Raw genomic sequence first — 16628 nt, forward strand, 5'->3', positions numbered from 1 at the left:
GATGACTTACCGCGTCTGCTTCGTCTGCACCGGCAACATCTGCCGCTCGCCGATGGCCGAGTCCGTCTTCCGCGCCCGCGTCGCGGAGGCCGGGCTCGACGACCGGGTCGAGGTCGACAGCGCCGGCACGGGCGGCTGGCACGAGGGCGACGGCGCCGACCCGCGCACCGTCTCCGTCCTGGAGGAGCACGGGTACGACAGCGCCCACACGGCCCGTCAGTTCCAGCCGTCGTGGTTCGCCCGCCTCGATCTCGTCATCGCCCTCGACCACGGCCATCTCAAGGCCCTGCGGCGCCTCGCGCCGACGCCGGAGGATGCGGCGAAGGTGCGTCTGCTGCGCTCGTACGGCGCGTCGGCGGGCGACGACCTCGACGTCCCGGACCCGTACTACGGCGGCATGGACGGTTTCGAGGAGTGCCTTGAGATGGTGGAGGCGGCGAGCGTGGGACTGCTCGACGCCGTACGTGAGGATCTGGGAGGACAGGCGGCATGAGGGAGACGACCGGGGCCACCGGGGAGGGCACGCGCGCGGTGCGGGCCGGACTGCCCGAGCCCGTCAAGAACGAGCCCACCCTTCCCGGCCCGGTCTTCGCCGCCCACTTCCATCTGCCGGGCGACGTCGAGGGGCCGTACACCTACGGCCGCGACGAGAACCCGACCTGGACCCTGCTGGAACGGGCCGTCGGCGAGTTGGAGGCGCCCGGGCACGACGACGTCGAGACGCTCGTGTTCGCCTCCGGCATGGCCGCCATCTCGTCGGTGCTCTTCTCGCAGCTGCGCGCCGGCGACACCGTCGTGATGCCGGACGACGGCTACCAGGCGCTGCCTCTGGTCCATGAGCAGCTGCGGGCGTACGGCATCCAGGTGCGGACCGCGCCGACGGGCGGGGACGCCCAGCTGGCCGTCCTGGAGGGCGCGCGGCTGCTGTGGATCGAGACGCCGTCGAATCCCGGGCTCGACGTGTGCGACATCCGGCGGCTCGTGGACGCGGCGCACGCGCGTGGTGCCCTCGTCGCGGTCGACAACACGCTCGCCACACCGCTCGGACAGCGCCCGCTGGAGCTCGGTGCCGACTTCTCCGTGGCGAGCGGCACCAAGCAGCTCACGGGGCACGGAGACGTCCTCCTGGGGTACGTCAGCGGCCGCGACGCCGAGGCGATGGCGGCCGTACGACGCTGGCGCAAGCTCGTCGGCGCGATCCCCGGTCCCATGGAGGCCTGGCTCGCCCACCGGTCGATCGCCACGCTCCAACTGCGCGTCGAGCGGCAGAGCGCCAATGCGCTGGCCGTCGCCGAGGCGCTGCGCGACTGGCCCGAGGAGCTCGGGGTGCGCTATCCCGGGCTGCCTGGCGACCCGTCGCACAAGGTCGCCTCGCAGCAGATGCGCCGCTTCGGGTGCGTGGTGTCCTTCACGCTGCCCACGCGCGCGCGTGCCGAGCGTTTCCTCGACGCGCTGCGGCTCGTGGACGACGCGACCAGCTTCGGCGGGGTGCGCTCGACGGCCGAGCGGCGGGGACGCTGGGGCGGTGACGCGGTGCCGGACGGCTTCGTCCGCTTCTCGGCCGGTGCCGAGGACACCGAGGACCTGGTGGCGGATGTGCGGCGGGCGCTGCGGGAGTCGGCCGGCTGAGCCGTACACGTACCCGTCGGTCGGTGTCCGGCTACGTACAACGGACGGTCCGAGCCTCCCCCCTCGTGGCTCGGACCGTCCTCGGTTCCGCGCGCGAAGAACCGCGCGAACAAGGCTAGTTGACTCTGTGTCAGTGTCCAATCACAGTAGCGACAGAGACCTATCGACATATTTATAGTTGGGGCCCGGCCGGGGGCCGGCACAGGGCTCGATGGGGAGGGCGTGGCATGGATCTGGCCTTGTTGCGGACCTTCGTGACCGTGCACCGGGCCGGCTCCTTCACCCGCGCCGCAGCGCTGCTCGGCCTGTCGCAGCCGGCCGTGACCTCGCAGATCCGCACCTTGGAGCGGCAGTTGGGCCGACCCCTGTTCCTGCGGCAGGCCCGCGGCGTGACCCCGACGACCATCGGCGACGAGCTCGCTCACAAGGCCGCGCCTCATCTGGACGCCCTCGTGGAGATCGCCGAGACCGGCCTCGACGACGAGTCCTCCTTACGGACCCTGCACCTCGCCGGGCCACCCGAGTTCACCGCGGAACGCGCCCTGCCCGCGCTCACCGAGCTGACCGGCGAGGACGGCCAGGGCTTCGCACTTCGCGCCTCCTTCGGAAACGCAGAAGAGACGCTGGAAGGGCTGGCCGCCGGACATCACGATCTGGCCATCAGTACGGCCCGTCCACGCGGTGCCCTGCTCACCGCGACTCCGCTCTGCGACGAAGTGCACGTCCTGGTCGCCTCCCCGCGCCGTGCGGAGCAGATCGGCTCGGGCCTGCTGCGCAGCAAGGGGGTGCATGCGTTGGAGGACGTTCCGGTGGTCGAGGTGCACGAGTCGCTGCCCTTCGTCTCCCGCTACTGGGCTTCCGTCTTCGACTCCCGTCCGGCCACCCCGGGCACGGTCATCGTCCCCGATCTGCGGGCGGTACTGGCCTGCGCGGTGGCGGGGGCGGGGCTGGCGGTGCTGCCCAGATATCTGTGCGCCGAGGCCCTGGAGCGGGGGGACGTGGTCGCGCTGCACCACCCCGCGGTGCCACCGCTGCGCACGTACTTCCTGGTGGTCCGCACCGGCACCCTGGCGATGCCGCATGTCGCACGGGCCCACGACTGGCTGCTGAGGGCGGCCGAGGACTGGTGCTGACCTGCGGTTCTCCAAGGGTCACCTGGTGCACTCGATCCATGACCGCCTGCGATGTTTCACGTGGAACCAAGCGGGCCACATTTCACCCATGACCGTCCGACCCGTGGTCAAGCGCACCGCACGTGCCGTTCTCCTGGACGGCGACGACTTCATCCTGATCAAGCGCAGCAAGCCCGGCGTGGATCCCTACTGGGTCACCCCCGGCGGGGGCGTGGAGCCGAGCGACACGACCGTCGTCGACGCCCTGCACCGCGAGGTGTACGAGGAACTCGGCGCCAAGATCACCGACGTGGTGCCCTGCTTCGTCGACACCGTCGAGCACATCGGTGAGGACGGCGGTGCGACCGGCGTGAAGGTCCAGCATTTCTTCGTCTGCCGACTGGAGTCCATGGACACCTCGCTGCGGCACGGCCCCGAGGTGGACGAGCCCATCGGGGAGTACGAGATCGTGCGCGTGCCGTTCACCCGGGTCGGGATCGCCTCCGTCCACCTGGTGCCGCTGTCGCTGCGGCACTACCTGGACGGCAACATCGAGGGCGTACGTGCCATGCACGCGCCGGACTTGGGATGAGGCAGGTGCGGGTGCTCAGCCGCCGGTGACGACGAGCTCCTCCACGGAGTCGTGGCGGATGCGCTCGAAGGGGATGCCGCTGTCCCTCAGCGCGTCCACACCCTTGCGGATCATTCCGGGCGGGCCCGAGACATAGGCGTCGAACTCGTTCCAGGGGCCGTAACGGCGGATCGCGTCGGGGAGCTGGAGGCGCGCCTGCTCGTCGATGACGGCGCGCACGGAGAGCCACGGGTGGGACTGCTGGAGGCGGAGCATCGTGTCGATGTCGTACAGGTCCACGTCGGTGCGGGCGCCGTAGAACACCTCGACCGGCCGCCGCTCGCCGTGTTCGGCCACGTCCTCGACCAGCGCCTTGATGGGCGCTATGCCGGTGCCGCCGCCCAGGCAGAGGAGGCCGTTGTCGGTGGTGTGGTCCACGGTCATCGAACCGGCCGGCGGGCCGAGACGGAGGACGTCACCGGGCCGGGCGCGATGCACCAGGGCGCCGGAGACCCACCCCGCGGGGACGGCCTTCACATGGAAGGAGAGCAGGCCGTCGGAGCGGGGCGCCGAGGCGAAGGAGTAGTGCCGCCAGATCCTCGGCCACCAGGGCGTCTCCAGGCTCGTGTACTGCCCGGCGAGGAAGGGATAGGGCTGGTCAGGGCGGACAGTGACGACGGCGACGTCCGGCGTCCTCAGATCGTGCGCCACGACCTCCGCGTACCACCAGGCGGGCGCCCGCCGTTCGTCCGCGGCCGCCGCGTCGATCATCACCTGCGAGATCGTCGTGTACGCCCGGACCCAGGCCGCCTCGAACTCCGGGTCCCAGATGTGCTCGGCGTACTTGCTCAGGGCGCCGATGAGGCACTCGCCGACGGCCGGGTAGTGCTCGGGACGCGTGCCGTACTTGCGGTGGCCGCGGCCCAGGTTCTGGAGGTAGTCGACGAGGACGGGGGTGTTGTCGATGTGCTCCGCCGCGGTGAGCAGCGCCTTGAGCAGTCGGTCCCGCTGGGTGTCCATCGCCGCGGGGAAGAGCGAGCGCAGCTCGGGGTGGCGTACGAAGAGGAGGGCGTAGAAGTACGAGGTGACCTTGTCGGCCACCGGGCCGACCTCCGCCATGGTCCTGCGGATGAGAACCGCGTCCGGGGAAGCCTCCTGGGCCCTCGCGGGGGCGGTCCGCTGAGGGGGCACGCGCTGTTCGGCGGGCGGGGGTGTCTCCGGTGTCACGAGGGCCGGAGGGGCCGGTTCGGGAGACGCCGTCTCGCCGCCCGGTGGCGTCGCCGGCTGCTGGTGCGGCCTGAACCAGCCGCTCCCGCCGCCGGAAGTGCCGTTGTCGGCCGATGTGGTGGTCGGAGCGTCCATGGTGTGCCTCGCCTCGAACATCTTTCGGTCGGTCTGCGCACTTCCCCGATCGGAATGTGCCTGCTTCCCCCGCAGACGGTTTGCTCCCCGTTCATGGCCACGGCCGAGGCGGCCCTATTCCGCCCGCATTCACGCCCTATAACGGGCAAGTAAGGCGAGAGTGCGACATTGGCCGCAGCGTGCTCACCGCAGCATCGCATCGGGCGCGGATCCTCCGGCCGCATAACCGAAAATGCGGGTCTTCGATCTCTCCGTCCCGTTAGGCTGCGTCGTCCTGCTCTCGGCCCGGTGCAGGAGGGTACGCACAGGACGCTCCCTCGTCGGACAAGAACCGGAGTCGACCCTACCGGTCGCCGCCGCGCACACAAGTCCCCCCTCGGTCCCCCATGAATGAGGCAGGGGTGCGCACCGTGAATGCGCTCAATTACCGGGTACGACACACCAATTCATAGGCTTCCCACAGATCCTTCCCCGCGTAGGAGTGGGTCGCGAGACCGGTCAGATGACGGTCGGCATTGACCGCGACGGAGACCGGAACCACAGCGAAGAGGTCCTTGTCCGACGACGAGTCTCCATAAGCGACACACTCGGCCCGGGTGACCCCGAACTCCTCGCACAGCCGATCGGCGATCAGCACCTTGGCCGCGGCGCTGAGCACTCCGGCCGGATCCACGGGCTCGGTGAACGGCACGGCCGGAAAGCGTGATCCGTACGCCGCATGCGCACCCCAGGCGATGAGCCGCTCGACGAAGAAGGAGGGGGAAAGCGACACGACGGCGCAGTAGTCCCCGTTGCTCCGGATCTCCTCCCAGACCTCACGAATACGGGCCAGCCACGGCGCGCCCTCGAATGCGGCCGTCACATGGGCGTCCGTGAGCTGCGCCCACAGGGTGTGCACCCGCGCCGCATACTCGGGCGGCTCGATGAGCCCCGCCGAAACCGCCTGATCGAGGGCCACCGTCTCGGCTTCCAAGCCGAGTTGCCGGGATATCTCGACCGGCGCGGAGGTGCCGTGCAACAACGTGCCGTCGAGATCGAAGAGATGAAGTCTGGCCATGGAGCCTGAGGCTAACGGGGTTGGCTGAAGCCCGAGGCTGCCCGCTCGGCTTTCGTGCATCGTCGCGAAGGGGCGGCTACCTCCGATTCGCCCATGTTTCACGTGAAACAACGGGCAGCTGTCGCCGGGCTGTGCAGGCGGCTACGACATGGCCAAAAGCTCGTACCTCTCCTTGGAAACGGGTGGACGTCAGGGGTGCCCGTCAGACAGCCTGACCTGCGTGTCGACACCTTCCCCCGCCGCTCTGCCCATCCGCCGTCTGACGCATCGCGATCTCGCCGCCTGCGCCGACTTGTCCGAGGACCGGGGGTGGCCGCGTGAGGAGCACAAGTGGGGCTTCCTCCTCGCCGCCGGGACGGGATACGGCATCGACGACCCCGAGGGCGGGCTCGTCAGCGCGTGCGTCGTCACCGAGTACGGGCCGCAGGAGCGCCCGGATCTGGGGGCCATCGGCATGGTCCTGGTCGCCGAACGGCACGCCCGCCAGGGGATCGGCCGCCGGTTGATGCGCCATGTGCTCGCGGCCATGGGCACCACCCCTCTGACCCTGCACGCGACTCCCAACGGCCGGCCCCTCTACGAGGAACTCGGCTTCAAGGCCACCGGGCGGGCGGAAATGGTGCGGGGGCATTTCAGGGCCGACGGCTACCAGCCCACCGTCGCGACACGGGCGGCCACCGGTGGAGACCTCTCCGCCATTCTCCGGCTCGACGAAGAGGTGTTCGGCGCCGACCGCACCCACATCGTCACGCGGCTGCCCGCCTTCGCCGACCAGCTGCGGGTCGCGGAGGAGGACGGCCGGATCATCGGTTACGCGGCCGCGTGGCCCAACATGGACACCCACGTGGTGGGGCCGCTCGTCGCCCGGGACACCGAGACGGCGAAGGCTCTCCTCGCCTCCCTCGCCGCCCACACCGACCGACCGCTGCGTACCGACATCGATGTACGGCACGAAGAGCTGCTGGCGTGGGCGCGGGCGCACGGCCTGGAGTCCGTCGCCTTCAACGCGGTCATGACCTACGGCATCCCGGAACTGCCGGGTGACTGGAGCCGGCGGTTCGCGCCGGTGACGGTGGCGGCGGGCTGAGGGTCCGGCATACGACCGCGCCGGTACCCGAGGAGTTCGGGACCGGCGCTGTCGTCATGGCTCAGTGGTGGGCGGCTGCGCGCTGTTCGGTCGTCGGCACGGCTCCGGCGACGACCGCGCTGGACGTGCCGGACCCGACGTCCCGGCGCTCCAGGGCCGCTGAGAGGACGGCGAGCCCCAGGGCGCCCGCGGCGAGGGCGGCGCCCACCCAGTTGGGGGCGGTGTAGCCGAGGCCCGCGCTGATGACCAGGCCGCCGAGCCAGGCGGAGAGCGCGTTGCCGAGGTTGAAGGCGCCGATGTTCACGGCCGAGGCGAGCGTCGGGGCGCCGTGCGCCTGGTCCAGGACGCGCTTCTGGAGCGGCGGGACGGTGGCGAAGCCGAGGGCGCCGATGAGCGCGATCGTGACGGCCGCGAGCACCTTGTTGTGCGCGGTGACAGTGAAGAGCGCGAGCACGATCGCGAGGGCGCCCAGGGAGACATACAGCATGGGCATCAGGGCGCGGTCCGCGTACTTGCCGCCGATGAGATTGCCGCCGACCATGCCGAGGCCGAAGAGGACGAGCAGCCAGGTGACGGAGCCGTCGGCGAAACCGGTGACATGGGTCATCATCGGCGCGATGTAGGTGATCGCCGCGAAGACGCCGCCGAAGCCGAGCACGGTCATCGCCATGGCGAGCAGGACCTGGGCGTTCTTGAAGGCGGCCAGCTCGTGGCGCAGGTGCACACCCTCGGGCCTGGGCATGTCGGGGACGAGCTTGGCGATGCCGGCCAGGCCGAGGACGCCGAGGGCGGCCACGATGGCGAAGGTGACCCGCCAGCCGACGGTTTGTCCGACGAGGGTGCCCAGCGGCACGCCGACCACGTTGGCGACGGTGAGGCCGGTGAACATCATCGCGATGGCGCCGGCCTTCTTGTCCGGGGCGACCAGGTCGGCGGCGACGACCGACCCGATGCCGAAGAAGGCGCCGTGGGCGAGCGAGGCGACGATCCGGCCGATGAGCATGACACCGAAGGCGGGGGCGAGGGCGGAGAGCAGGTTGCCGGCGATGAACAGGCCCATCAGCGCCATCAGCATCCGCTTGCGGGACACCTTGGTGCCGAGCACCGTCATGAGCGGGGCGCCGAACATGACGCCGAGCGCGTAGCCCGTCACCAGGAAGCCGGCCGTGGGGATCGAGACACCGAAGTCACCCGCGACCTCGGGCAGCAAACCCATGATCACGAACTCGGTGGTTCCGATGCCGAAGGCCCCGATCGCGAGGGCCAGGAGCGCGAGAGGCATGGAGGTCTGCACCTTCCCGGTTGATTGCATAAGCGCTTTACGTTCGCTGACAATACTTGCAGACGCGCGCTAATTGCAAGCGCAGGATATTGCGGGCCTGCCCTATCCTGGTTTCAGTCGTTCCGGGACGAAGGAAGCGCCAATGACAGCGACGGACCCCGCACTCACCGCCCTCGCCCAGGGCTGGTGCGCCCTCTCCCTGCTGCACGGGAGGATCGAGGCCCACATCGAGCGGGCCCTCCAGGCCCGGCACGACCTCAGCGTGCGCGAGTACTCCCTGCTCGACGTCCTCAGCCGGCAGCACGACGGCGACGGCGGCCACCTCCAGATGAAGCAGGTCGCCGACGCGGTCGTGCTGAGCCAGAGCGCCACCACCCGACTGGTGACCCGCCTGGAGGACCGCGGCCTGCTGACCCGGTACCTGTGCCCCACCGACCGCCGTGGCATCTACACCAACGTCACCGCGGAAGGCCTCGCCCTGCTGGAGGAGGCGCGGCCGACCAATGACTCCGCCCTGCGTGAGGCGCTGGACGAAGCGGCCAAGAACCCCGAGCTGGAACCTCTGGTGAAGGTCGTCGAGTCGCTGAAGGTGCCCGCATAGGCTGACGGCATGGGAGATCTTGAAATACGCGCCGCCGGCTCCGACGACGTCGCCCCGATCGTCGCCATGCTCGCCGACGATCCGCTGGGTGCGCAGCGTGAGACGCCGGACGACCTCACGCCCTATCTGACCGCGCTGGAACGGCTCAGCGCCGATCCGAACCAGCACCTGGTCGTCGCCGTCCGCGAGGGCCGTGTCGTCGGCACCCTTCAGCTCACGATCATTCCCGGGCTGTCCCGGCGCGGCTCCACCAGGTCGATCATCGAAGGCGTCCGGGTGCATGCCGATGAGCGCGGCAGCGGACTGGGAACCCAGCTCATCGAGTGGGCGATCGAGGAATCCCGGCGCCAGAACTGCCAGTTGGTGCAGCTGACCTCTGATGCCACCCGCACCGACGCCCACCGCTTCTACGAGCGGCTGGGCTTCGAGGCCTCGCACGTGGGCTTCAAGCTGCCGCTCTGACGTTCCATACAGCGGCGGGGGCTTGTTTCACGTGAAACAAGCCCCCGCATCGCTCAGCCGATGCCGCGCCACCCTTCCGGGTCCACCCCGCCAGGCACAGGAGCCCCCTCGTCGTACGGCTCACGCGTGAACACGAACGACCCGAGGTCCAGATGGCTCACGCTGCCGTCAAGCCGCCGTACGGCCCGCAGAAGCTCTCCGGCGTAGTAGCCCTCCAGTCCTGTCCAGGTGCCGTCGCCGTTGGCTCGGAAGCGCGAGCGTCGGCCACCACCGGACAGCGGCCCCATCGAGACGCCACCGTCGGAGGTGAGCCGCAGGGCGAAGACATGGGTGCCCCAGTACCACTGGCCCGCCAACTCCAGGACGTCCGGGTCGACTTCGGGCAGCGGACGCCACGGCTCGGGAAAGCGTGGTTCAGCGTCCGCGACGATCCGGACCAGATCGGCGCCCACGGCGGACAGCACCGGGCCGGATGTGCAGTTGGCCAGGACGACCGCCGCGACATCGTCCGCCACGCTGATGGTGAGATTCGCCAGGAACCCGGGCAGGGAACCGGAGTGCCCCACGAGCAGTCGGCCGTCCCGGTGCTGGATCTGCATCCCGAGGCCGTAGGTGGCGCCGTCGACCACGTCCGCGGCCTCGGCCGGCGCGGCGGGCGTGCGCATCTCCCGCACCGTCTCCGCGCTCAGCACCCGGTCGTCGCCGTTCGCGAGGAAGGCCGCGAACTTGGCCAAGTCGCCGGTGGTGGACCAGAGTTGACCCGCCGCCGCCATCCTCCCGAGGTCCTCGGTGGGTTCCGGCAGCATCACATCGGCCCACGGGTGCACGGCCCAGCCGCCCGCGTGCGGGGCCGACGGATGAGCGCTCGTGCGGTCCAGGCCCAGGGGTTCGAGCACTTCACGCCGCAGGACCTCCTCCCATGAGGCCCCGCGCACCTTCTCCACCAGGGCGCCCAGCAGGGTGTAGCCAGGGTTCGAGTAGTGATGACGGCGGCCGGCCGGATGCAGGAAGGGCTGTGCGCCGAGAACGTCGGACAGCTCGGGGCGCAGGGCCCCCGGGGTCCGCTCCCACCACGGACCGGGTGCCTCGGCCGCCAACCCGGCAGTGTGCGCGAGCAGTTCGGCGATGGTCGCCTCCCCCGCATCAGTGCCCGGAAGGTGCTTCTCCAAGGGGTCGCCGAGGTCGAGCAGCCCCTCGTCACGCAGTCTCAGCACGAGCACGGCGGTGAAGGTCTTGGTGATCGAGCCGATCCGGTACTGGACGTTCTCGTCCGGGCCATGGCCGTCCACCGAGGTCCGTGAGCCGTGCCAGACGGCCCGGCCGTCCCGCACGACCGCCGCGACCAGCGACGGCGCCCGCCCCTCGGCCTGAGCCACGGCGATCCGGTGCAACAGGGCACGACGCGTGCCGGGAAGCAGCAGTTCCTGAGATGTCGTCATGGCCCCAGTCCACCCCGCCAGGTGCCCGGGCGTCGAGTTCATTCGGCCCGGGCCGGGCGGCTCAGGTCTGGGCCATGTCCACGAAGCGTGAGTAGTGGCCCTGGAAGGCGACCGTGATCGTCGCCGTAGGGCCGTTACGGTGCTTGCCCACGATGATGTCCGCCTCGCCCGCGCGCGGCGACTCCTTCTCGTAGGCGTCCTCGCGGTGCAGGAGGATGACCATGTCGGCGTCCTGCTCGATGGAGCCGGACTCACGCAGGTCGGACACCTGGGGCTTCTTGTCCGTGCGCTGCTCGGGACCACGGTTCAGCTGCGAGAGCGCGATCACCGGGACCTCGAGCTCCTTGGCCAGCAGCTTGAGGTTTCGCGACATGTCCGAGACCTCCTGCTGGCGGCTCTCGGAGCGCTTGCCGGACTGCATCAGCTGGAGATAGTCGATGATCACGAGCTTGATGTCGTTGCGCTGCTTGAGCCGGCGGCACTTCGCGCGGATCTCCATCATCGACAGGTTCGGGGAGTCGTCGATGTAGAGCGGCGCCGCCGAGACCTCCGGCATCCGGCGCGCCAGGCGCGTCCAGTCCTCGTCCGTCATGGTGCCCGACCGCATGTGGTGCAGGGCCACCCGCGCCTCGGCCGACAGCAGACGCATCGCGATCTCGTTGCGCCCCATTTCAAGGGAGAAGATGACGCTCGGCAGGTTGTTCTTGATGGACGCCGCCCGGGCGAAGTCCAGCGCGAGCGTGGACTTACCCATGGCGGGACGGGCCGCGATGACGATCATCTGACCTGGGTGCAGGCCGTTGGTGAGCGAGTCGAGGTCCGTGAAGCCGGTCGGCACACCGGTCATCTCACCGGTGCGGGAGCCGATCGCCTCGATCTCGTCGAGCGCGCCCTCCATGATGTCGCCGAGCGGGAGGTAGTCCTCGCTGGTGCGCTGCTCGGTGACCGCGTAGATCTCGGCCTGGGCGCGGTTGACGATCTCGTCTACGTCGTCGTCGGCCGCGTATCCCATCTGGGTGATGCGCGTACCGGCCTCCACCAGCCGTCGCAGCACCGCCCGCTCATGGACGATCTCCGCGTAGTACTCGGCGTTCGCCGCCGTCGGGACCGTCTGTACGAGGGTGTGCAGATACGATGCGCCGCCGACCTTGTTGATCTCGCCGCGCTTGGTCAGCTCGGCGGCGATCGTGATGGGGTCGGCCGGCTCGCCCTTGGCGTAGATGTCGAGGATCGCCTGGAAGATCGTCTCGTGGGCCGGCTTGTAGAAGTCGTGGCCCTTGATGACCTCGACGACATCGGCGATGGCGTCTTTCGACAGGAGCATGCCGCCGAGCACGGACTGCTCCGCGTCGAGGTCCTGCGGTGGCACGCGCTCGAAGGACGCGCCCCCACCGTCCCATGCGCCGTTCTCCCGGCCGCGGTCGTGCTGCTCGTCGCGGCCCCGGCCTCCGTCGCCGCGTCGGCGCGAGGCAGGCAGGCGATCACTGGGACCGCTGTCGGCCCACGGATCGTCCAAGGGCTCGGAAATGCTCACCGAGCCACCTCCTCCCGTCCGCCGAGCGGACCTCGCCGTGCCTCTCTTTCTACGGCACGGCACTGACAAATAAGAGGCCCAACTCCGTTTGCGGCGCGTCGGTTTTGTGATGGTTTTCGGGCCGACGGACGGAGCGGGCGCCGGACCACGGTAGGCCTCTCGGCACCGTCAGCCAATCTGGTTATCCACAGGCCATGTGGACGACGGCCCGGATGCTGTGGAGAACTCGGCGAAACCTGTGCACGACCCGGTGGACAGGCCTGTGAACAAGCTCGCCCTTCTCTCGAAGGAACCGCCCTGACCTGCACACTTCCCATCCACCGGCTGTGCAGAAGAAAAACTTTCCCAGTCGGATCAAGATCAGGCCGCACGGTGTTCACAAGCGCGCGGCACAAGACTTCGAGTAAGGGTCACTAAGTAATTGCATCTATTACCTGTGGACGATTAGATTGGTGCTCATGACACACGCTCCCGCGACCTCGCGCGCCACGCGGCGACAGCACGACCGAGAGATCGTCGCACTGGCCGTTCCGGCCTTCGGCGCGCTCGTCGCCGAGCCCCTCTTCGTCATGGCGGACAGCGCGATCGTGGGCCACCTCGGCACCGCACAACTCGCCGGCCTGGGCGTCGCCTCGGCCCTCCTGACGACCGCGGTCAGCGTCTTCGTCTTCCTCGCCTACGCCACCACCGCGGCCGTCGCCCGACGGGTCGGCGCCGACGACCTTCAGGCCGCCATCCGCCAGGGCATGGACGGCATCTGGCTCGCCCTCCTCCTCGGCGCCGCGGTCATCGCCGTCGTGCTGCCCGCGGCACCGTCCCTGGTGGAACTCTTCGGCGCCTCCGACACCGCCGCCCCGTACGCGACCACCTATCTGCGCATCTCGTCTCTCGGCATCCCGGCGATGCTCATCGTCCTCGCCGCGACCGGCGTCCTGCGCGGGCTGCAGGACACGAAGACCCCGCTCTACGTCGCCATCGGCGGTTTCGTCGCCAACGCGGCCCTCAACGCAGGCCTCGTCTACGGAGCCGACCTCGGCATCGCCGGCTCCGCCTGGGGCACCGTCATCGCCCAGTGCGGCATGGCCGCCGTCTATCTCGTGGTGGTCGTGCGCGGGGCCCGTGCCCACGGGGCCTCCCTGCGTCCCGACGCAGCGGGCATCAGAGCCTCGGCCCAAGCCGGTGTCCCCCTGCTCGTCCGCACCCTCTCGCTCCGCGCGATCCTGATGATCGCCACGGCGGTGGCGGCCCGCCTCGGCGATGCGGACATCGCGGCGCATCAGATCATCCTGTCCCTGTGGAGCCTGCTCGCCTTCGCCCTGGACGCGATCGCCATCGCGGGGCAGGCCATCATCGGCCGCTATCTCGGTGCGGGCGATGCCCAGGGCGCCCGCGAGGCATGCCGACGCATGGTGCAGTGGGGCATCGCGGTCGGAGTCATCCTCGGCTTGGCGGTCGTGGTGACCCGGCCCGCGTTCCTGCCGCTGTTCACCAGCGACTCCGCCGTGAAGGACGCCGCTCTGCCGGCGCTGCTCGTCGTGGCGCTCTCCCAACCGATCTGCGGGATCGTCTTCGTCCTGGACGGTGTGCTGATGGGTGCGGGCGACGGCCCGTATCTGGCCTGGGCGATGGTGCTGACCCTGGCGGTCTTCACCCCCGTGGCACTGCTCGTCCCGACACTGGGCGGAGGTCTCACCGCCCTGTGGGGGGCCATGACGCTGATGATGGCGGTCCGCATGCTGACGCTGTGGATGCGAGCCCGGTCGGGGCGCTGGATCGTCACGGGCGCGACCCGCTGACGTTTCACATGAAACATGCTCAAGCGGGGGCGCCGGTGCTGGAGCTGGGCGAGATCCTCGTTCTGCGGTGTTTCACGTGAAACGTCGCGGGCGGACGTGTTTCACGTGAAACAGCCAAGCAAGAGCCCCGTACAAACCAAACAAGAGGGGCCGTACCCGATGTGGGTACGGCCCCTCTCACAACTGCTCAAACCGAGCGCAGCGATCAGGCCGCGACGACCTCGATGTTGACCTTGGCGGCAACCTCGGGGTGCAGACGCACGGACGTCTCGTGGGCGCCCAGGGTCTTGATGGGCGAGCCCAGCTCGATGCGGCGCTTGTCGACCTCGGGGCCACCGGAAGCCTTGATCGCGGAGGCGATGTCGGCCGGGGTGACGGAACCGAAGAGACGACCGGCGTCGCCGGAGCGAACGGCCAGACGGACCTTGACGGCCTCGAGCTGGCCCTTGATCTGGTTGGCCTGCTCGATGGTCTGGATCTCGTGGATCTTGCGAGCACGACGGATCTGCTCGACGTCCTTCTCGCCACCCTTGGTCCAGCGGATAGCGAACTTCCGCGGGATCAGGTAGTTGCGAGCGTAGCCGTCCTTGACGTCGACGACGTCGCCAGCGGCACCGAGGCCGGAGACCTCGTGGGTGAGGATGATCTTCATTAGTCGGTCACCCTTCCCTTAGCGCGCGGTGGACGTGTAGGGCAGCAGCGCCATCTCACGGCTGTTCTTGACGGCCGTGGCGACGTCACGCTGGTGCTGCGTGCAGTTGCCGGTCACGCGGCGGGCACGGATCTTGCCGCGGTCGGAAATGAACTTCCGCAGCATGTTCGTGTCCTTGTAGTCCACGTACGTGACCTTGTCCTTGCAGAAAGCGCAGACCTTCTTCTTAGGCTTGCGCACAGGCGGCTTCGCCATGGTGTTTCTCCTGTGTGATCAAGAAGTTTGGGTACGACCCGCCCTCGACCGATCAAGCCCGGGGAACCGGGCCCGAAGGTCTAGAAGGGGGGCTCGTCCGAGTAGCCGCCGCCACCGCCGCCGCCGCCGGAGTTTCCACCCCAGCCGCCACCGCCGCCGCCCTGCTGGCCACCGGCGGGAGCGCCGGTCGCCCACGGGTCGTCGGCAGGAGCGCCGCCGCCCTGCTGGCCGCCGCCGGAGTTTCCACCCCAGCCGCCGCCACCCTGGCCGCCACCGCCGCCGTAACCACCCTGGCCACCGCGGCCGGCACCGCCGGCGGTCTTGGTGACCTTGGCCGTGGCGTTCCGCAGGCTGGCGCCGACTTCCTCGACGTCCAGCTCGTAGACCGTGCGCTTGACGCCCTCACGGTCCTCGTAGGACCGCTGCTTCAGCCGGCCCTGCACGATGACGCGCATGCCTCGCTGGAGCGACTCCGCGACGTTCTCCGCCGCCTGACGCCAGACCGAGCAGGTCAGGAACAGGCTCTCGCCGTCCTTCCACTCGTTGGTCTGACGGTCGAAGGTGCGGGGAGTGGACGCGACACGGAACTTCGCGACCGCCGCACCGGAAGGGGTGAAGCGCAGCTCGGGGTCGTCGACAAGATTGCCGACGACCGTGATGACGGTCTCGCCTGCCATGGGGGAACCTCTCGGCGGGTTTGCTGCTGGCTGCTTTGTGGTGCTGCTACTCGAATCCCGAGATCAGCTGAGCTGGAGAGCTCAGTGGGTCTCGGGGCGGAGGACCTTGGTCCGGAGGACCGACTCGTTCAGGTTCATCTGGCGGTCGAGCTCCTTGACGACCGCAGGCTCGGCCTGCAGGTCGATGACCGAGTAGATGCCCTCGGGCTTCTTCTTGATCTCGTACGAGAGACGACGACGGCCCCAGGTGTCGACCTTCTCGACCTTTCCGTTGCCCTCACGGACGACGGAGAGGAAGTTCTCGATCAGGGGGGCGACAGCGCGCTCCTCCAGATCGGGGTCGAGGATGACCATCACCTCGTAGTGACGCATGTGGAACCCACCTCCTTTGGACTCAGCGGCCACGGTCGTTCCGTGGCAGGAGGGTCGTGATGCGTACGCAACGGTATCGGCCGCCACTGACAATCGGGGCTTCCTCGCGGTAGTCCCGGTCGTGACATGGGCAGACACAGGTGCAGACGGTACAGAGTACCCGCACACCGGCTTCCGGTTGAAATCCGGCCGCCAGGACCGACAATCTGTACACATCGGGTGTGTACGGCGCTACGATGCGCCGCCTTCCGCAGGAGGTGCCCTATGGCACAGGCAATGCGACCCAACACCGTCGGAGGCCTTTTCGCCACGGACGGAAAACCCCACCCCCTCCAGGACACGCTGCTCGCGGTGACCCTGGTGCTGGGGATCACGGCGTTCGTCACGGCGATGTTCCACAACCTGCACCTGCTCAGCTCCTGGACCGGCCTGGCCGGGATCTGCACCGGCGCGTACGGTCAGTGGATCTCGGAGACGACCCGCGAGCGCTTCGGACTGATCCTCGGTCTCGGCGCCTCGGCGGTCGGCTTCTTCCTCGGCATGGCCCACGGCGGCCTCTTCGGCGGAGTGATCAGCTGACGCCAGGGGCACTGTCCTCTTTCACATCACCCAAAGCACCACGGAACACCTCGGCAGCGCTTCGAGCCGGGGCGCGGGTTCCGTACGCCCAGTCGGGGCGCTCGCAAGGCGCAGTAGGCTTCGGCGCGAGAGCCGGAGCCCCTGTACCCATGGGGACACAC

Annotated in this window: 18 protein-coding genes; 9 read left to right on the top strand and 9 right to left on the bottom strand. The window is 69.3% G+C overall.

Translation table 11 applies throughout. The annotated features are described in order from the left end of the window. Nucleotide 1 precedes the first annotated feature (1 nt). The 4 genes from CRP56_RS21020 to CRP56_RS21035 all read left to right on the top strand — a co-directional run bounded on the left by CRP56_RS21020 (nt 2) and on the right by CRP56_RS21035 (nt 3333). On the top strand, nt 2–493 hold the full coding sequence (locus CRP56_RS21020; RefSeq protein WP_097266198.1) for a low molecular weight protein-tyrosine-phosphatase: 492 nt from the start codon (nt 2–4) through the stop codon (nt 491–493). Then, the gene (locus tag CRP56_RS21025) at nt 490–1629 is read left to right on the top strand and encodes a cystathionine gamma-lyase (protein WP_097266200.1); all 1140 of its coding nucleotides are present in this window, start codon (nt 490–492) and stop codon (nt 1627–1629) included. Before CRP56_RS21020 ends, CRP56_RS21025 begins: the two co-directional genes overlap by 4 nt. 227 nt (nt 1630–1856) lie before the next feature. Further along, the gene (locus CRP56_RS21030; RefSeq protein ID WP_097266203.1) at nt 1857–2762 is read left to right on the top strand and encodes a LysR family transcriptional regulator; all 906 of its coding nucleotides are present in this window, start codon (nt 1857–1859) and stop codon (nt 2760–2762) included. Nucleotides 2763–2850: 88 nt separating this feature from the next. After that, nucleotides 2851–3333 (top strand): NUDIX domain-containing protein, encoded by a 483-nt coding sequence (locus CRP56_RS21035; RefSeq protein WP_097266205.1) that lies wholly within the window; start codon nt 2851–2853, stop codon nt 3331–3333. A gap of 15 nt (nt 3334–3348) precedes the next feature. On the opposite strand, the gene CRP56_RS21040 is transcribed toward CRP56_RS21035, so the two are convergent. Beyond that, nucleotides 3349–4674 carry a globin domain-containing protein gene (locus CRP56_RS21040; protein ID WP_257040850.1) on the bottom strand — a complete coding sequence of 442 codons (1326 nt, stop codon included), beginning with the start codon at nt 4672–4674 and terminating at the stop codon, nt 3349–3351. 424 nt (nt 4675–5098) lie between these two features. Beyond that, nucleotides 5099–5731, bottom strand: coding sequence for an HAD family hydrolase (locus CRP56_RS21045; RefSeq protein WP_097266209.1), 633 nt, complete (start codon nt 5729–5731; stop codon nt 5099–5101). A 220-nt stretch (nt 5732–5951) separates the two neighbouring features. Here CRP56_RS21045 and CRP56_RS21050 point away from each other — a divergent pair, with 220 nt between their 5' ends. Continuing rightward, entirely contained in the window at nt 5952–6818 is an 867-nt protein-coding gene (locus CRP56_RS21050) for a GNAT family N-acetyltransferase (protein WP_097266211.1), read from the top strand. Between the two features lie 61 nt (nt 6819–6879). Here CRP56_RS21050 and CRP56_RS21055 read toward each other — a convergent pair whose 3' ends face one another. Beyond that, nucleotides 6880–8100: an MFS transporter gene (locus CRP56_RS21055; protein WP_097266213.1), complete on the bottom strand. Its 1221-nt coding sequence runs from the start codon at nt 8098–8100 to the stop codon at nt 6880–6882. Between the two features lie 142 nt (nt 8101–8242). Here CRP56_RS21055 and CRP56_RS21060 point away from each other — a divergent pair, with 142 nt between their 5' ends. Further along, nucleotides 8243–8701, top strand: a complete 459-nt coding sequence (locus tag CRP56_RS21060; protein WP_079307516.1) for a MarR family winged helix-turn-helix transcriptional regulator — start codon at nt 8243–8245, stop codon at nt 8699–8701. A 9-nt stretch (nt 8702–8710) separates the two neighbouring features. Further along, the gene (locus CRP56_RS21065) at nt 8711–9163 is read left to right on the top strand and encodes a GNAT family N-acetyltransferase (RefSeq protein ID WP_097266215.1); all 453 of its coding nucleotides are present in this window, start codon (nt 8711–8713) and stop codon (nt 9161–9163) included. A 53-nt stretch (nt 9164–9216) separates the two neighbouring features. Here the strand turns inward: CRP56_RS21065 and CRP56_RS21070 are convergent, their stop codons facing one another. Beyond that, a complete protein-coding gene (locus CRP56_RS21070) occupies nt 9217–10602 on the bottom strand; it encodes a serine hydrolase domain-containing protein (protein ID WP_097266217.1) in 1386 nt (461 codons plus the stop codon). 61 nt (nt 10603–10663) lie between these two features. Then, the gene (gene dnaB, locus CRP56_RS21075; RefSeq protein WP_097266219.1) at nt 10664–12136 is read right to left on the bottom strand and encodes a replicative DNA helicase; all 1473 of its coding nucleotides are present in this window, start codon (nt 12134–12136) and stop codon (nt 10664–10666) included. A gap of 458 nt (nt 12137–12594) precedes the next feature. Between dnaB and CRP56_RS21080 the strand changes: the two genes are divergently transcribed. Continuing rightward, complete coding sequence (locus CRP56_RS21080; RefSeq protein WP_097266221.1) at nt 12595–13932, top strand: MATE family efflux transporter; 1338 nt, start codon at nt 12595–12597, stop codon at nt 13930–13932. A 205-nt stretch (nt 13933–14137) separates the two neighbouring features. Here the strand turns inward: CRP56_RS21080 and rplI are convergent, their stop codons facing one another. The 4 genes from rplI to rpsF form a co-directional block, all read right to left on the bottom strand. After that, nucleotides 14138–14584, bottom strand: a complete 447-nt coding sequence (rplI, locus tag CRP56_RS21085; RefSeq protein WP_059194386.1) for a 50S ribosomal protein L9 — start codon at nt 14582–14584, stop codon at nt 14138–14140. Between the two features lie 18 nt (nt 14585–14602). After that, nucleotides 14603–14839, bottom strand: coding sequence for a 30S ribosomal protein S18 (gene rpsR, locus CRP56_RS21090; protein ID WP_003949403.1), 237 nt, complete (start codon nt 14837–14839; stop codon nt 14603–14605). An 80-nt stretch (nt 14840–14919) separates the two neighbouring features. Then, nucleotides 14920–15516, bottom strand: coding sequence for a single-stranded DNA-binding protein (locus tag CRP56_RS21095; RefSeq protein ID WP_097266224.1), 597 nt, complete (start codon nt 15514–15516; stop codon nt 14920–14922). Between the two features lie 81 nt (nt 15517–15597). Continuing rightward, a complete protein-coding gene (rpsF, locus tag CRP56_RS21100; protein WP_005482942.1) occupies nt 15598–15888 on the bottom strand; it encodes a 30S ribosomal protein S6 in 291 nt (96 codons plus the stop codon). 264 nt (nt 15889–16152) lie between these two features. Here rpsF and CRP56_RS21105 point away from each other — a divergent pair, with 264 nt between their 5' ends. Beyond that, a complete protein-coding gene (locus tag CRP56_RS21105; RefSeq protein ID WP_097266226.1) occupies nt 16153–16467 on the top strand; it encodes a hypothetical protein in 315 nt (104 codons plus the stop codon). Nucleotides 16468–16628: the final 161 nt, after the last annotated feature.

The sequence above is a fragment of the Streptomyces sp. TLI_55 genome (genome assembly GCF_900206255.1).
GTDB lineage: Bacteria > Actinomycetota > Actinomycetes > Streptomycetales > Streptomycetaceae > Streptomyces > Streptomyces aquilus.

Excerpts from the sequence above, each read along its gene's own strand:
- CRP56_RS21035 (WP_097266205.1), top strand. The coding sequence starts at position 2,851 with ATGACCGTCCGACCCGTGGTCAAGCGCACCGCACGTGCCGTTCTCCTG.
- rpsF (WP_005482942.1), bottom strand. The coding sequence starts at position 15,888 with ATGCGTCACTACGAGGTGATGGTCATCCTCGACCCCGATCTGGAGGAG.
- rpsR (WP_003949403.1), bottom strand. The coding sequence starts at position 14,839 with ATGGCGAAGCCGCCTGTGCGCAAGCCTAAGAAGAAGGTCTGCGCTTTC.
- rplI (WP_059194386.1), bottom strand. The coding sequence starts at position 14,584 with ATGAAGATCATCCTCACCCACGAGGTCTCCGGCCTCGGTGCCGCTGGC.
- CRP56_RS21080 (WP_097266221.1), top strand. The coding sequence starts at position 12,595 with ATGACACACGCTCCCGCGACCTCGCGCGCCACGCGGCGACAGCACGAC.
- CRP56_RS21095 (WP_097266224.1), bottom strand. The coding sequence starts at position 15,516 with ATGGCAGGCGAGACCGTCATCACGGTCGTCGGCAATCTTGTCGACGAC.
- CRP56_RS21045 (WP_097266209.1), bottom strand. The coding sequence starts at position 5,731 with ATGGCCAGACTTCATCTCTTCGATCTCGACGGCACGTTGTTGCACGGC.
- CRP56_RS21070 (WP_097266217.1), bottom strand. The coding sequence starts at position 10,602 with ATGACGACATCTCAGGAACTGCTGCTTCCCGGCACGCGTCGTGCCCTG.
- CRP56_RS21105 (WP_097266226.1), top strand. The coding sequence starts at position 16,153 with ATGGCACAGGCAATGCGACCCAACACCGTCGGAGGCCTTTTCGCCACG.
- CRP56_RS21065 (WP_097266215.1), top strand. The coding sequence starts at position 8,711 with ATGGGAGATCTTGAAATACGCGCCGCCGGCTCCGACGACGTCGCCCCG.
- CRP56_RS21020 (WP_097266198.1), top strand. The coding sequence starts at position 2 with ATGACTTACCGCGTCTGCTTCGTCTGCACCGGCAACATCTGCCGCTCG.
- CRP56_RS21060 (WP_079307516.1), top strand. The coding sequence starts at position 8,243 with ATGACAGCGACGGACCCCGCACTCACCGCCCTCGCCCAGGGCTGGTGC.
- CRP56_RS21055 (WP_097266213.1), bottom strand. The coding sequence starts at position 8,100 with ATGCCTCTCGCGCTCCTGGCCCTCGCGATCGGGGCCTTCGGCATCGGA.
- CRP56_RS21040 (WP_257040850.1), bottom strand. The coding sequence starts at position 4,674 with ATGGACGCTCCGACCACCACATCGGCCGACAACGGCACTTCCGGCGGC.
- CRP56_RS21025 (WP_097266200.1), top strand. The coding sequence starts at position 490 with ATGAGGGAGACGACCGGGGCCACCGGGGAGGGCACGCGCGCGGTGCGG.
- CRP56_RS21030 (WP_097266203.1), top strand. The coding sequence starts at position 1,857 with ATGGATCTGGCCTTGTTGCGGACCTTCGTGACCGTGCACCGGGCCGGC.